This is a genomic window from Mesorhizobium denitrificans (genome assembly GCF_003403035.1).
In the GTDB taxonomy this organism is placed as follows: Bacteria; Pseudomonadota; Alphaproteobacteria; order Rhizobiales; family Rhizobiaceae; genus Mesorhizobium_G; species Mesorhizobium_G denitrificans.
This window is the reverse complement of the sequence record NZ_QURN01000028.1, coordinates 1-15632: the sequence shown is the minus strand read 5'-3', so window position 1 is coordinate 15632 and position 15632 is coordinate 1. Positions and strand designations below refer to the sequence as shown.

The window sequence follows — 15632 nt, the reverse complement described above, 5'->3', positions numbered from 1 at the left end:
GACAGCGCCATCCTGCGTGATCGTCATCGGGCCGTTATACGTTTTCAACGAAACGCCAGCTTGAACCCCAGCTGTAGTTGCGTCCGGCATGCCATAGTTGGCAGGATTGATAGCCATTAAAGGCGTCCTTTCTTTCTATGCTCCTCCCCCGGCCCGCATTTCCAGCGCGAGTAAGAACCCGCACCCCCAAATAACCCCGTTGAGTCTAACGACCGCACGAGAGCGCGATCAAAGAAATGTTGTCGGTCGGTGGCTGAGTGGGCGGACCATTCCTCCATCCGATTCGGTAGCATCGACTGCCAAAGACGTAGCCTACCTACGCCATCACTCCACACCGATCAATAATAATTCCCAAAAATAAAACGGTAAGATTTAAATAGGCTGCCTTTTCCATCCGATCGGCAAATCAACGAGAAGATGATCTGCAAGTATTCCCGCGTGCGGGGCCAATTTTTGACATAAATAATTATTGGACGAACCAAATCAATCTTGGCGGCCTGCCGCAAAGCTCTTTGCAGCCTCACGGCTCGCTCAACATTGCAAAGCCCTCAATCCAATCAGCGAACGCGCCTGTTGCGTTTTTCTTGAGGCGCGGTTTCGTCAGAATATCTGCCCGGCTTCTCCTGATGCGAGGCGCGACCCGAGGGAGATCGACCGCGAGCCCGAGCCCGGCCGGATGCATCCGAAACGCCGTCGCCTTTTACGTCCAGCATCCAGGCTCCGGTTCCCACCAGGAAAAGAAACCACGAGTATGGTGCAGCCCAAAAATGAACCGTGGTTCCGATTATCATGCAACTTGCGGTGCTAATGAGATAGGCCAAACGGTAGTTCTCAAGCTTCTCGTCGAAACCCTTCTTGAAACCGACTGCAAAAATCATCCAAAGGCACGCGCCAAGCAGGAAAGCCACACCGGGAATGCCGTACCTTACAGCAATAACAAGCCAGAAATTATCGATACTGCTCGGCATCCAGACTGGCCGTTCCCATTCGCCAAATCCCACCCCGAAAAGTGGATGATTAAGAACCGACGCGGACCCGAACTCCCAAATCAATAGCCGCACCCAACCCGTTTGCTGGTCGAACGTGAATTTGGAAATGTAGAATTGCACGGGTGTCTGGTTGGACCCAAACTCGACAACCAGGTAGGCGGCGAGAGCCGCAATACCCAGGATCTTCCATCGGCTGGGGAAGGACCGCAGGATTCGATTCCACAGCATCAGCATGCTTTGCATGGCCAGTGCTGCGATGGGAGCCGACGACATCGAAGACAATGCAGTAAGGAATACCACTATAGCCGGAGTTTTACGCGTGCCGGATTTTTGACCATTGATCGGGACCATTGCCGCCAGCGCCAGGACACTGGCACAGAACAACCCGAATAGAATGGAATGCTCGAAGGGACCTTGAACTCGCCAGAAACCAGATCGGGGTTGGGGGGCAGACTCGACGGTCTTGAAAATCAAACCGAACGCCCACAAAAGCGGCTTGTTGCCGGTAAACCATTCATAGGCCGCAAACGGAAACAGAAGAAGGACAAGCTTTGTAACAAAGCCTACCATGTTCGAAAAATCTTCAGCATCGCGAATGTAAATGCGAGCCAGCAGGTATGCACCCATCGTCTCGATCAGAAGTATTCCGCTTGGCTGCATGGCAAAACTGATGCCATGAACGACCGCTACGCTGATGGTTGCCCAGATACAAAAAAACAGGACCCCAATGTCGGGCGCCCTGATTGGCCCCGCCCGCCCGCGCAGCCACATAATCAGACATGGCACAAGCGATAGCAAAAGAACGATTCTGTAAGCCGACAGAACCACCGGCCCAATGGGGATGATCCATGGGATGAGGAGGCTCACCAAAAAAACCTTGACCGGCCAAGGCAGCCTTCGTTTCTGTGAACGAGCCGTCCCTCTTGCAACAGTTCGGTTAGGACGGTCCTGGCCCACTGCTGTTGCTGACGCGCCGTCCCTCACTAGTCAGAATCCTTGACGCAATTCAGCATCTGTTCTCGCGATCAATTACGTTCAACCGAAGCATTCGGTCCTATTGGCTTCCGACATTAATTCCGCGCTTATACATAGAAGTCGCTATACAGGAAAGTTGCGCGCACTAACCCATCTGTGCCTTTGCTCATCCAAACTGGGGACCCGCATCGTATTGCGTGGCCCGGCGCAAACTGTAAAATTTATGCTGAGCCGATCGATGTTTTGACGCAGGCATGCAACGTGCAGATGGATACGCACCAACATGCCGAGGCTCCGATTTGACCAAGAAAGTCAGAGTCTGGAAATATGGGCGCGAGTATCAATCATATCCTGCTAACGCGGTTTAATCTGCCTTCCATTGGCCTGGAAAGCGTGATCCGTGCAAAAGAAGGCTGGCTGAGGCAGCGTGTAGAACTTTTCGATCAGTTTTGCGCGCCATCCGTGATTGCGCAGACGAATCGCAACTTCGAATGGATCATCTACTTCGATCCGGCCAGCCCTGAATGGCTGCGCGAGCGGATTGAAAAATATGTGCAGGCGAAAGTCTTTACGCCCATCTACCGTGAGACGGTATCGAATGCGGAGATGTTGAGCGATATTCGTGGGGTGATCGATGGCGAGCGTGAAATTCTCATCACGACGAACCTCGACAACGATGACGGGCTCTCCAATGATTTTGTCGATAGAGTTCAGTCGGTAGCCAAGGCTGGCCAACGTACGGCCATATACATCACCAACGGACTGATCAGGCAGTCGGATGGCCTGTATTTGCATCAGTATAGCCGCAACGCGTTCGTCTCGGTGCAAGAGCCGTGGAATGCACCAATCAGCTGCTGGTCAGCGTGGCACACTGAAATCGGCGAGCGAATGCCGGTTGTCGAAGTGGGAGGCGCGCCGGGTTGGCTACAGGTAATTCATGGCACCAATGTCAGCAATCGGGTTCAAGGCCAGCTCGTATCTCCCCGATCTTATCGCGAGGGCTTCGGCGCTCTGCTCGACGGTGTAGCCGAACCCCGAATTTTGGACTTGGGACGCGACCGCCTTGTATCGCGACCGGCTCGCTTCTTCCGCGAGTACACAAGGGCCGCAGTGAAACGCGTCGTGATGGGAGTCTTGGGCCGCGAGGGTCTCGACAGTGTAAGGCTTTTCTGGAGATCTCGCCTCGGTGGCGGTCATCCCTGACGCTATCGAAATGCCATTAATGCGCCTGAACGCGTAAGCGAGAGCGGTTTCAGCTCCCGTCTATATCAGCACCAGTGAGCGCGTCCACATTGCCCGACCGAACCGGTGTGCTGGATTGCCATGTCCAGTATCCGTAAGCCCCCCTCTGGATTTCGTTGCCGATCCATTGCGTGCCGCTGATTTCGGCGACAGAGGTCTGTTCGTTGTACATCGCATAGGACGGCGTTCCGAGCAGACGGTTATGGCTCACCTTCGTGTTGACTATATTGGCCCCCTGCCACCTCGTACCGATAAAGATTGCGGCTGTTCCGCCGCTTGAGGGCATCTCGATAAGGTTATCCTCGATCAAACAGTCCGTTTGCCCGCCAGCGATGAAAATGCCGTCAAAGTGCGGATCTTTTGGCTGCGCATGCGCGCTCAAATCGTGGATATAGCAGCCCTTTACCGTTGACTTGCCGTCTTTCAGCGTAATGCCGATGATGCAATTCCAGATGTTCAGGCGAGTGAACGTGCCTTGTCCCAGAATGGCTTTCACACCATTCGCGAACTCACAGTCCTCAACGGTCAGGTCTTTTGCCGTGTCACCATTCAAGAGCCATTGGCTATTATTGGTGAACTTACAGCGGCGGAAAGTTACATTACGGCCCGTGACCTCGATGTCTGTTGTGATGAGTTTGTCCTCAATCACAGTGCCGTCCTCGGAGATGATGGAGGGGCCGTCATAGGCTGTCAGAACGGCTCCCGCGGGAATGCCAGTATTCGATGCATTCGGCCAGACAAAGCCGGTCTTCGGTTCTGACTTGACATTGCCAGCGTTCAACTGGGCAATGTATTGGCGTAATATTTCATTCTCGGCCGTTTTGACCTGCAGTTGCTTCTGCAGGTCGTAGTTCGTCACATTGAGTTTCTTTAGATCTTCTGCCTCGGCAGTTATCGTGGCGATCTGCTTTTGTAACGACGCAATTACATCGTTCTTTTCCTGAATGGCATTCAGATTCTCCGCTTCATCGGCAGCGAGCGCTTCTGCAACCTTAATGGCCAGCTCACTGTCGCCCGCGTTCCGGAGTACCTGAATAAGATTCCAGCCCATAAAAACGATCCCTTTCCAGGATCAAAGATCGATGATGATGCGTTTGCGCGATTGAGTCGATTTTTGCTTCTTTCATTGGTGCTTTGATGGCGAAGACCATTTGCGCAATGCGTCGTTTCAGGTGTTCAGCCGACCTGTTTCGGGTGACTGGTGCGCGACCGACGGATCACATTCGCAACAACGGCGCCAGCCTGGTCCCATGACCCGGATGTCATGCTTGCCGCTGCCTCACGCGATAAAGACTGGAAGTCACTGGCTTTGACAACGCTTTCCATTGCTGCTGCAAGCGCGTGCGGAGTCGCAGGTGCATAACATACATAGGGGTTATCAAGAACTATACGATTGTGCTCGGCATCGTTGACTACAGGAATACATCCAGCGGCAAGCATCTCTTGAGGCACAAGCGACACATTGGTCAGCGAAAGACTGAGGCCCGCGAAACAGTTGTTATAGATGTCATTCAACTGAGCAGGCGTTACAAGTCCGTGGTTTATAAATCTAAAGGGCAATCCGGAGAAATTTCCGCCGTAAAGATGTATGTCTATCTGCGGATTGTTTTGCGCGAAAACTTCCAGTGCAAGCAGACCAATCTCGACCCCACGCCGAGGCGTTGACGCGCGTGCATAAAAGGCAACTCCGTTTCTGGGTCCCTCATTGTCGCGCCGGTATATGCTGCTGTCACAGCCGAAGGGAAAATAGTCGGCCTCCATGCCGAAATCACTGGATAGCTTTTCCGCCAGCCAGCGTCCGGCGGTTATGCCGTGGAATCCCATCCGATACGTGTTCTCGGCCAACAAATAGTTTGCGCCGACGGAATAAAAATGTGGCTCGTAGTCCTGCACAAAATAGAAGCGCTTACCCGCAGACCGGCAATTATATACAGCGTACGCAGTGGGCCAGCTTGTCGCGACTACTGCGTCGGCATCATCCATTCCTTGTTTTAGGTCGCGCATCTCGCATTGCACGCCATAGTCTTTTCTTACAATATCTGCGTAATATTTATGATCGGCGCCATAAACATCGTAAAAATAGACAGTAATCTTGAACCCTTCGCGCATCATATACTTGACCATGCGGAATATAGTCGTATGACCACCTGAACCTGCTGCTGCAGGTGTGATCACGAAATTTACCGAGATGGGCTCACCGGGCTTTGCCTGGTATGGCGGAGGTAGAAATGGCGACGCCAAATCTGCACCGAGAACATCAGCGTTTGCGACCTCTCGGTCCATGTGGCGCGGCTTGAGCTTATGCACTGCGACCAGCCGCGCACGCTCAGTTATGCCACTGATACCTTCGGTTTTGAGGATGCGGCTTACTTGGCGATTGCGTCGAGCAACCTGATTCCACGCATTGGTCACTATACTCGGCAACATCTAATCCTCAGCTCGTTGAACGAACTCAAATATGGGCTGTTCCAATAAACGAGCGGAGGTTATCCGCAAGCCGGGCAAGCTCTGCGCGAGAACCGTTCTGCGCCGCGAGAAGGCCCTGCAGGTTGTTCAGGTACCGCAACAATTCTTCCACACTGCGTGCAACAAATACGCCCGGCGTTTCCGAGAAGCGATTTGCCGTGTCCATCTGGTGCCCGTTGCGGTGTTCGCCAAGCGTATGGTCGCGCGGGAATACGATGATGGGCTTGCCCAGTTCCATCGCGGTGAGGATCGATCCCATTCCCGCATGAGCTATCATAATGTCTGCCTGCGCCTGAAAATCCCGCATTTCGTCTGGCGAAACCAGCCCAAAGCACTTCATTGCCTTCGGTTTGTAGGTGGATGGCCCAATCTGGCCGAGCACATCCGTGCGGCCTGTGCGCAATGCCCATTCATCAACTGCCTGCACCAGACGATCGAAGGGAAACTGTGTGCCTACCGACAGCAAGATCATAGAACTGACCCCATGTAACGAAGGCGCGGCAGGCTCGCATCCAGATGCGGCCATTGGGTTAGCCAAAGGTCGGCATAGCGCTCGGCCATGCGGCCGGAAAGCGAGAGCACTTCCGAATTGGCGAGGCTGTCGATCCAGACAGTCTTTGCGCCAAACACCTTTGCGATGCCGATTGCCAGCAAGCCCGGCGCTGCGCCCGTCGTGATGACGACGTGCGGGCGAACCCTTGCCATGAGCCACGTCAGGCGTGATGCCAGAACAACCAGCTTCGCCGGATTTGACCGCGACGCGTCAGGCACCACGGAGACTTTGCGCGTACCCGTCGGTGCTTTTGCACCCTTCAGCGTGGTCGCGTAATGGGCCTGCTCGTAGTTCAACTCGGCCGCCAACCGGCACAACTGGATCCAGTGGCCGCCTGCGGAAGCAATAAAAAGTACCCGTTTGTTTGCGTTTTCACTCATCTCGATCACGCTCAGAATCTGTATCAATTCACAGCTTCGGGTTGGCCTGTTCGATTTACGAAAGGCCGGTTGGCTGGGACGGACGCGACTGCGCGCGACGGTCCGAAACGACGCTCTCGATCAACTCGCCATCAATCGTCTGCCGTTCCTGTGCGAATGCGTAGACCAACGCATAGTCACAGATCTGGTTGATGATGCGCGGCAGACCGCGACTTGCCCGATAGATCGGCTCGAACGTATCGGGCAGGAATATCTCATGGTCCGCGCCGGCCACCTTCAAACGGTGGGCGATGTAGGACCCGATTGCCGATTCCGGCATACCGGTGAGGTGGAACTGGGCGGACACACGCTGTGCGAACTGCGGCATACGCTGTTCGCTGATCATGCGGCGCAGCTCCGGCTGTCCAACAAGAACGATCTGAAGCAACTCTTCGTTGGAGCCATTCATGTTCGAGAAGCAGCGCAACTCTTCAAGCATGGCTTTCGACAGGTTCTGCGCCTCATCGACGATCAGAACCGTGCCCCTGCCGCTGTCATATTCGTTGCGGACGATCTCTTCGAGAAGCTTGAAGCGCTTCACGTAGGAAGTGCGCGTATCCTGTTCTTCGCCAAGCGCATGAAGCGCCCAGTCGATCAGCTTGCCGCGATCTGCCTGCGCGTTCGAAATAAGCCCGATGCGAAGGTCGCGCGGGATAGACCGCAGCAGGTGATGGATCAGCGTCGTCTTGCCCGCACCAACCTCGCCCGTGATAACGGTTATCGGCGCGAAGGTAACGAGGCCATATTCAAGCATTGCGAATGCAAGCGTGTGGCCCTCGGTCCAGTAGAGATAGTCCGGGTTCGGCAAAAGGCTGAACGGACGTTCCCGCAATCCGAAGAACTGCGCATAAATGAGATAGGAATTCAGAGCGGCTGCCGGATCCTGCCCGGCATCCTTTTGTGGCGCCTGCGTCACTCGTGCCTCGTACATTGTTTAATACCCATACTTCTCAGGGGTGTAGCGGCACTTGTTCAGTACGACACCCAGCACTTTCGTGCGCTGCGAAAGCTCGTACTCACAAATGTCGGCTTCGGCCCCGGTGGTCATTTCGGCTGCGGTCACGATGAGCGCGCAGTCGACATTCGGTGCAAATGCCAGCACATCATCGAAGGCCAGCATTGGCGGAAGATCGTAGAGAACGATGTCCAGGCCCAAACGGTTCTGCATCGTCGCCAGAGCGGACTTCGCAGACGCTCCCTGAAGAAGCTCGGAGGCGTGCGTTACCGCCCGATTATTGGCCGCGATTGCAAGGTTGGACCCGAAACGCACAAACGTCTCGTTCAAACCTGTCTCGCCGCTCAGGAAGCTTTCCATCGACGGCATTTCTTTCATGCCCAGCGTCGAACCGATGGATGGCCGGCGCAGATCGAGATCGAGCAGCGCAGTGCGGCAATCAACCTGATGCGAGAACGAAAACGCCAGATTGGAGCTGACGGTCGATTTACCGCAAGCCGCCGATGGCGAGGTTATCGCGATTGAGCGCCATCCGTTTTGCCGCATGACCTGAAGAATCTTGGTGCGCAGCATGTCGAAGGAAGCGCGCGCAGGATCGGAATGATCGAGCGTAATTACGCGATTTTCTTTCAATGTGCGCTCGTTCGGCGTCCAGACATTGAGGCTCTGCCAATTGTCATCCTGCGGCCGCGGAACCGGCAGCGCGTGAACTGCGGCCGGCGCGGTGGTCGGCGCGATTGGCGTAACCGGCTTTGGCTGCCGCGGAGCAGTGGCAGGCGCTGACTGCTTCCACCGGTCGGTGGCGTTGTTTTTGGCCTTTTGCAGGGCAAGTTGAATATTGAGCATGTTCTCTTACCTGCTTTCCAGACCCGCATTCTGAGCCGCGAACCATGGAAGCCGCGAACTGACGTTACGCAAAAACTGTCGTGCGTTTTCCCAACCCTGCCAGAAGTCGCTAAGTATGGGCTCATCCGGCTTCGGAATATACGGCAGCGTCGCGAACGGTTGGCCCGGAATGATCGCGGCCAGTTCGCTTGGGCGACGTACAGTCTTGTTCAGCAATTCCATCAACAAAATGATGCCAAAACCAAGACCTGCGCCACCCACAAAGCCCATACCAGCAATCAGCGCGCGGCGTGGGCTGGCTGCGGAGACTGGCGGAATTGCACGTTCCACAACTGCAAGCCTGCCGCCCTTGGCGTGAAGTTCGATCTGCTCGCCGGCCGACGCTTCAGCCAACTTGCTGACCGCCGTGTTATATTGCGACTGGGTATTGTCGCGCGCACGAACCAGCGAATTAAGCGCCGTTTCATTGGTCGGTGTCGCCGCGATGGTTTCGGCGAGGTGATCGAGGTTCTTGCGGATCGACGCCCTCTCATTGGTCAGGAACTGAAGCCGTTCATCAATGTCCGCCAATTGCAGATCGAGTTCAGACGTACCGGCCTTACCTTCGCCGCTCTGGCTCTTTTCCTTCAGCGACTGCTGGAGGTCGGCAATGCGCTTACGCAGACTGACAATGTTCGGGCTGTCTTCCGCAAAGATCGAAAGCTGCTCGGACAATGCCTTGTTGAGATCTTCAAGCAATTGCTGCTCCGGCGAGGTCGGCCCAACGCCAACGCGGCCAGACTGCTGGAATATCTGAACCAGATTTTCACGACGGCTGCGCAGCCCAGCCTCTTCGCGGTCAAGATTTCCGAGCCGCTCCTGCTGGTTGCTCTGCTGGTTGTGGCGGAAATCCAGGCTGTCCGGCAGCGCATCCTTGTTCGCGTTCTTGAATTCGAGAATCTGCTTGTCCAGCTTGGAAAGCTCCCCGCCAAGTCGCTCAACTTCCTGATTGAAGAATTGCTGCGTGTCAGCGGCGCGCTCGGTTCTCAAGCGAACATTTCGCTCAAGCACGAGATCGACAACATCATTGACGACATCCGATGCCTGCACAGGGCTCCTGGAACGGAATGAAACGCTGAATACTGTGGCGCCGCTATCGCGCGCAGATTGAAGGTCGAGCTGCTGGAACCGTAGGCGGTTGCGCATATCGTCGACGATAGCATTATCGTTCGCATTCAAATACGCGTCATAGATGCCGTGGCGCTTTGCCAGGCCAATCAGCGTATCGCGCGTCATTATCTCCTGCTCGATGATCTGAAGCTGTTCGATCGCATTCGTCGGCGCAGTGGTGCGAACCATCTCGGCTGGAATCTGCGGTGCTTCCACAACGAGACGCGCACTCGCCTCGTAGGACTTCGGAATCATCAATGCAGTGGCGACAGCCAGGATCGTGCACACGGCGATCGCGCCGACCACAATCGGCAATCGCCGCAACAGCAATGACAAATAAAATTTGAGATCGATGTCTCCCATCAGCCCGTTCGCCCAATCTGCCCGTTAAACCCTGACACCGATCTTTCACGACGCGCGACGACAGACTAGATCGCTGATAGGATTGATCTGGGCGATTAGGAGCAAACGGATTAAGCCGTTTGGGTAGGTGCCTTCACCCACCAGCACCCCACTTACCCGCTTATACGCTCCGTTTTGCACCAAACCCGTTATATGCCCTTCGCTTCGATCCCTCGCGCGCACCCGCATTTCAGTCGCCAGGCGGGCTAAATCCAGCCCGGTCGAATCGATTCGCCAGCAAGATACGTATCGTCGTTTCCCTCGCTTGAGTTTCGGTTCCCATGGCCCGCACCCCGCAATCCCTTCCACCATTGGATGATGGTTAAGCGTCTATCGGCTAACTCACGTATTCGACAACATTCTGCCATTATGCAACAGTGCAGTAATGTATTGTCTAAATATAGTGCGAGTTATTCTTCATACATACTCCTATCGCATAAGTTCTCGCGCAATATTCAACCTCAACTAGTAACTATTATCTATCCTCGATCTATTGCCGAAAACCCCAAAATATTGAGACTGCTGAGCGGGCTTATTAAATTTGGGGCAGATCATGTCTGGGGCACATTCCGAGACACTTCCGCTAGAATTGCACGCGGGTACTTCCCTCTCCGGGTCGGCACGTCGCTGGTCAATTTATCCTGCGGTCAAGCGCGCATTCGATATAGCTGCAACCATTGCGATTGCGCCGGTAGCGCTGCCGCTGGTGGGTGTTTCTGCATTATTGGTCAGCCGTGACGGCAGCAGCCCGTTCTATTCGCAATCGCGACTGGGCAAGAACGGCAAGGAATTTCGCATCTGGAAGCTTCGCACGATGGTGCCGGATGCCGATAAGGTTCTGTCCTCCTATCTGGAAGCCAATCCAGAAGCCAAGGCTGAATGGAACGCGCACCAGAAGCTGAAGAAAGACCCGCGCATCACGCGTGTGGGCCGCTTCTTGCGCAAATATTCGATTGACGAGTTTCCGCAGCTTTTCAACGTGTTCAACGGCGACATGAGCCTTGTTGGCCCTCGCCCGATGTGCCCGGACCAGCGCGGCCAATATCCAGGGACAGCTTATTTTGAGCTGCGCCCCGGCATGACCGGCTTGTGGCAAATCAGCGAGCGTCACCAGTCGACGTTCGCTGAGCGAGCAACATATGACAACCGCTACGCCGCCGCGCTGTCTCTGGCGACCGACCTTAGAATTCTTGTGATGACACCGCTGGTCGTTCTTCGCGGGACCGGACTTTGATTTAGCGCCCCCTGCCCCGCGCGAAAGACGCGGCCACGCTTTTCCGGCTCGCGTCTTTGATGCCGGGCAGGCGTGGCCGAAAACGTCAGAACTGACTCAATCTTCCGAACATTCTCAAAAAAACGCCGCTGCGGCTCAGTTGCGGTGCATTCTACCGTCGATCTTGATCCGGTATTTCGCTGCAGCAGCCTCAAGCATTCTGATCAGCTTGGGATCGGATAGCTCGCAATTCGGCAACACAGTCCGAATTGCCAGCAGCGCGCGATCTATCGAAAGCGGTTGACTGTAGGAAAGACGTGAATGGACGTAGTGATTCACCACGTCGGACGGCAACCGGCCATCTAGCCCCAGTAACGTGCGCATGCGCCTTCACCCCCTTGAAGGACAATCGATGCGTAAGCTGATTGCTCAGCAACTTACCGGATAGAAGATACCATTCGCGCGCGCGGATTAGGCCTTGATCGTTCGCTCAACCATCGGCAGCTTGATGAGGTAGCGTACCCCCCAAGGGTTAAACTGACGGTCGATAGTCGCGTCGAGTTCATAGGCAAGCGTACGCTGCACAAGCTCGGTGCCGAAGCCGGTGCGGCTCGGCGCGCGCGGCAAATCTGACAGGCCGCTTTCTTCCCAGACGAAAACAAGGTTCCGGTCGTCGCCGTCATCCGCGATCTTCCAACTGATCGCGATTTTGCCTTCGGGCACAGAAAGAGCGCCGTATTTGACGGCATTCGTGGCCAGCTCGTGGATTGCCAGCCCCATCGTTTCCGCAGCTTTTGGCTGCAGGCCAACCTGCGGCCCATCGATAGACACCTGGTCGCTCTCACGCGCAGTCGCTGCAAGCAGCGTGTCCGCAACGAGCAGGCCAAGATCGATACCCGCTGTCGGGTCGCGCGTCACTGCGGCCTGAACACGCGCAAACGCGCCGATGCGGCCATCCAGATGCATCGCGTAATCCTCGACCGTCTCGCTCGTTTGCGCCGTACGCCGCGCGATGGAGCGAATGACAGAGAGCGTGTTGCGCACCCGGTGTTGTAACTCTGCGGTCAAAAGCTGCTGGTGCTCCTGCGCTAGCTTCAGTGCGGTCCAGTCGTGATTGATACCGCCGATGCGCTGCACGTGCCCTTCATTGTCGAACATGGGGAACGCCGTGCTGCGCAGCCACCTTATCTGATTGTCCGACGGGCGGCGAATACGATACTCGAAGGCAACGCGCTCCCCATTGCGTGCCTTCTCGGTGTTCTGCCAAGCGTCTTCGCGATCTTCCGGCACGATGAGATCGAACCATGATGAAACATGCTCCTCGCCCAGCATCGATTCGCGATCTACGCCATAGATCTTCTCAAAAGCCGGGCTAAGAAATTCGCATTCCATCGTTGATGCATCGCGTATCCACAGCACGTCCGATGATGCGTTGGTGAACTGGCTGAGACGCTCCTCGCTCTGCCGCTGCGCGGCTTCCGCGTTGGTGCGCTCCATCGCAGACCAGGTGCGCTCGGCGACCTCCTCCGCGAGAATGATTTCGGCGGGTGTCCAGCGGCGTGGCGTCAGGCTATGGACGCCAAGCGCTGCGCCGCTTTGGCTGTCCTTGGTAAGCATGACTGCAATGAAGGCGCTGATGCCTGCATCCCTGTATGCGCCCAAATCAGCGTCATCCAGTTGGGGGTCGTTCGCTACGTCATCAACGACAACGGTTTCTCCGCGCCGCCAAGCCTCGACCAGCTTGTGGCCATAAAGCTCTACCGGGAAGCGCCCGGTTATCGATGCGGAGCTTTGCGTATAGTCGTTGAGAATATACGCCACGCTATCAATAATCTCGGCATAGGCGACACGGTTTGCGCCCAGCCGCTCGCCCAAAAGGCGCGATGCGACCAATTGGATCTGCTCAGGCTCGGATACAGCGCGCAACGCGTCGCTGAGGCGCAGCAAAAATGCGTGACGTTCCTCGCTCTCGCGCAAAGCGGCCTCAATGCGCTTGCGGTGTGTAATGTCGAGCACGGCGCCCGTCATGCGCTTCGGTGCTTTTCCATCGAAGGCCACCTGCCCGGTGATGGAAATCCATCGAACCGTACCGTCCGCGAGCCTGATCCTGATGTCTTCTTGCAGCACGCCATCGCCATCTGGATGGCAGGCACGAGCCACCGCCGCGCTGTAGCGTTTGCGATCATCCGGCACGATGTTGCTGATGCTGCGAGCGTCCAGCGACAGCATCGCATCGGTGTCCATGCCAAACAGAGAGCGCATCTGATTGTCCGGCTCGGTTCGGCTCTCGTCGATGTGCCAGACAAAAGTGCCCATCTGCGAAGCATCGAGCGCAGAGCGCAGGCGCTCCTCGCGGTCGCGCAGCACCGCCTCGGCCTCGATGTATTGGGAAATGTCGATCAGCACCGCCAGAATCGGCGCGGTTGCACCCTCTCCTGCTACTTTGTGCAGGCGCACTTCAACGCGGACGGTTCCTTCCCGGCGATTGAAATCGACTTCGAGCGACTGTTCTTCGCCAGTGCGCGAAATGTTGGAAAACGCGTCGAGAAGACTGTCCCTATTCGCGGGTGAAGCGAGATCGGCCAGCGGCCTGCCGATCAAATCTGACGATTCGCGCCCCAGAATGCGCGACATCGCGCCATCTGCGGAGGTGATTCGCCCATTGGCTGCCAAACCTGCCAAGCCAACCGGCGTTCCAGCCGGGTAGATACCCCTTTGAGGATCAGTCATTGGCATCGAGGTGTGCCCCGTCGCGACCAAGGTGGAGATAGTTTGGATTGAACATTGCCTGCCGCATCAGCGCGTCCAGATCATGAATAACCAACCGCTTGTTGTGCAGCGTGATCATTTCTGCCGAACGCATTTGTTGCAGAGTTCGGTTAACATGAACCGTAGATAGGCCCGTCGCATCGCCAAGTTCGGCCTGCGTGACCGGAAATTCACAGCCACTGATTTGCGCGCGGCCAGCGCTCTGCTGCCGAAGGAACATTTCGCAAAAAAGGTGCGACATACGCTCCACCGCGTCTCGCTGCCCTAGATTTATCGTCCATTCACGCTGAATCGCCAGTGAAACCAGACTATCCCACCATAGCGCCTGTGCGATTCGTTGCGAAACGCCCATCAGCGTCTCCAGCGATTCGCGGGAGATGTCCGCAATAAGGACTTCCGTCAGCGACCCGATGGAATGGTCCATTTCCTTGAGTAAAAATATGTTGAGATCGCATATATCGCCAGGCACGAAAAAGCCAACGATCTGGCGGCGGCCATCTTCAAGGTATTTGTACCGACAAGCCCAGCCGTCCACGATCAGCATTACACTGCTTGGCTTGTCTCCTTCCCGAATGATGTCCTCGTGAGGTCCGATCCTCCTGACCCTTTCGCTTCCCGCGCGCTCGAGCGCGCGCTGATCCGTTGCGGACAGCTTTACAAAGTTTTGTAGTTTGCGAATGAGTGCCTGCGACACAGATCACCTGGTGGACTATGGGCCGACAAAATGAGTAGCCCGTCGTAAATCTTACTCTATTTACATAGGTTAGTTTCACAAAACAGATGCATGGATAGAGTGCAAGGTACGGGGTTTGGGTTAATGGGTGCTGATCTTGTGACGGGCGTATTGCGTGGGAAATTCGTTCTCGTCATGGAAGATGAATATTTCATCGCAGATGATATCGCGCGCGCCTTAACGAAAACCGGTGCTGAAGTGGTTGGCCCCTTCGGGCATGTGCAGCAAGGGCTTGCACGACTCAGAACCGAACCCGCTGTCGATCTTGCGGTTCTGGACATCAATCTCAACGGAGCGAAGGTCTTCGATCTCGCTGCCGAACTTCAGGACAGAAATATCCCTTTCCTGTTCGCAACCGGCTACGGCAATGACTTTCTGCCGGAACGGTTTGCCGGCGTACCTCGCTGGGAGAAGCCCTTCGATATCGTAACTCTGGTCAAGGCGATCAACGGCCTTGCAGGTGATCGCGAATCGGCCATTTGAAACGGCCCGCTTACAGGCGGACTAGGGTATTACGCCCTCGGGTGAATGATGATTATCATTGTTTGACACCTCCACTTTCGACGTAATCAACTCAAACCCACATTAATATTTATCAATTCGGGTCATAACACTCTATGCGACCCTGTTTTATCGTTATATTTCATATTGTTAGCTACCACTGAGGCACCGTTGCAAATTTCCCATAGCGCTCCTATTCTATCAAAATATCCTCGAAAAATATCTAGGTAGATTGATGTGTGTTAATGCGGGGATGATGCAGGCTAGTTAAATCAGCGTAAATCAACGGTACTTGGGATTGGGCTGCTAACTACGGAAATGCGGGCGGGGCGGTAAGTCAGAATACGGCGTTAAGCCGAGCAATTCGCACATTGTTATCAAACGGTTCTGGTGATGTTGCCAACTGGCGGCGGCACATCT

Annotated in this window: 14 protein-coding genes; 3 read left to right on the top strand and 11 right to left on the bottom strand. The window is 55.3% G+C overall.

The genetic code is table 11. From position 1 onward, the window contains the following. Positions 1–557: 557 nt before the first annotated feature. Positions 558–1760, bottom strand: a complete 1203-nt coding sequence (locus tag DY251_RS20850; protein ID WP_116625838.1) for an O-antigen ligase family protein — start codon at positions 1758–1760, stop codon at positions 558–560. A 531-nt stretch (positions 1761–2291) separates the two neighbouring features. Here DY251_RS20850 and DY251_RS20845 point away from each other — a divergent pair. After that, positions 2292–3167: a glycosyltransferase gene (locus DY251_RS20845; protein ID WP_116625837.1), complete on the top strand. Its 876-nt coding sequence runs from the start codon at positions 2292–2294 to the stop codon at positions 3165–3167. 49 nt (positions 3168–3216) lie between these two features. Here DY251_RS20845 and DY251_RS20840 read toward each other — a convergent pair whose 3' ends face one another. The 7 genes from DY251_RS20840 to DY251_RS20810 all read right to left on the bottom strand — a co-directional run bounded on the left by DY251_RS20840 (position 3217) and on the right by DY251_RS20810 (position 9957). Continuing rightward, on the bottom strand, positions 3217–4257 hold the full coding sequence (locus tag DY251_RS20840; protein WP_116625836.1) for a right-handed parallel beta-helix repeat-containing protein: 1041 nt from the start codon (positions 4255–4257) through the stop codon (positions 3217–3219). A gap of 125 nt (positions 4258–4382) precedes the next feature. After that, a complete protein-coding gene (locus DY251_RS20835; protein WP_116625835.1) occupies positions 4383–5633 on the bottom strand; it encodes a rhamnosyltransferase WsaF family glycosyltransferase in 1251 nt (416 codons plus the stop codon). Positions 5634–5658: 25 nt separating this feature from the next. Further along, positions 5659–6144 (bottom strand): glycosyltransferase, encoded by a 486-nt coding sequence (locus DY251_RS20830; RefSeq protein WP_116625834.1) that lies wholly within the window; start codon positions 6142–6144, stop codon positions 5659–5661. Continuing rightward, on the bottom strand, positions 6141–6632 hold the full coding sequence (locus DY251_RS20825; RefSeq protein WP_281004491.1) for a glycosyltransferase family protein: 492 nt from the start codon (positions 6630–6632) through the stop codon (positions 6141–6143). Before DY251_RS20825 ends, DY251_RS20830 begins: the two co-directional genes overlap by 4 nt. A gap of 28 nt (positions 6633–6660) precedes the next feature. Continuing rightward, on the bottom strand, positions 6661–7575 hold the full coding sequence (locus DY251_RS20820; protein ID WP_116625833.1) for an ExeA family protein: 915 nt from the start codon (positions 7573–7575) through the stop codon (positions 6661–6663). Between the two features lie 3 nt (positions 7576–7578). Next, on the bottom strand, positions 7579–8445 hold the full coding sequence (locus DY251_RS20815) for a CpsD/CapB family tyrosine-protein kinase (protein WP_116625832.1): 867 nt from the start codon (positions 8443–8445) through the stop codon (positions 7579–7581). Between the two features lie 6 nt (positions 8446–8451). After that, the gene (locus DY251_RS20810; protein ID WP_116625831.1) at positions 8452–9957 is read right to left on the bottom strand and encodes a GumC family protein; all 1506 of its coding nucleotides are present in this window, start codon (positions 9955–9957) and stop codon (positions 8452–8454) included. Positions 9958–10549: 592 nt separating this feature from the next. On the opposite strand from DY251_RS20810, the gene DY251_RS20805 reads away from it, so the two are divergent. Next, complete coding sequence (locus DY251_RS20805; protein ID WP_116625830.1) at positions 10550–11230, top strand: sugar transferase; 681 nt, start codon at positions 10550–10552, stop codon at positions 11228–11230. 135 nt (positions 11231–11365) lie between these two features. Here the strand turns inward: DY251_RS20805 and DY251_RS20800 are convergent, their stop codons facing one another. The 3 genes from DY251_RS20800 to DY251_RS20790 all read right to left on the bottom strand — a co-directional run bounded on the left by DY251_RS20800 (position 11366) and on the right by DY251_RS20790 (position 14672). Beyond that, positions 11366–11593 (bottom strand): hypothetical protein, encoded by a 228-nt coding sequence (locus DY251_RS20800; protein ID WP_116625829.1) that lies wholly within the window; start codon positions 11591–11593, stop codon positions 11366–11368. Between the two features lie 87 nt (positions 11594–11680). Further along, positions 11681–13945 carry a PAS domain-containing sensor histidine kinase gene (locus tag DY251_RS20795; protein WP_116625828.1) on the bottom strand — a complete coding sequence of 755 codons (2265 nt, stop codon included), beginning with the start codon at positions 13943–13945 and terminating at the stop codon, positions 11681–11683. Continuing rightward, positions 13932–14672, bottom strand: coding sequence for a Crp/Fnr family transcriptional regulator (locus DY251_RS20790; protein WP_116625827.1), 741 nt, complete (start codon positions 14670–14672; stop codon positions 13932–13934). Before DY251_RS20790 ends, DY251_RS20795 begins: the two co-directional genes overlap by 14 nt. Positions 14673–14795: 123 nt before the next feature. Between DY251_RS20790 and DY251_RS20785 the strand changes: the two genes are divergently transcribed. Beyond that, entirely contained in the window at positions 14796–15194 is a 399-nt protein-coding gene (locus DY251_RS20785) for a response regulator (RefSeq protein ID WP_116625826.1), read from the top strand. Positions 15195–15632 lie beyond the last annotated feature (438 nt).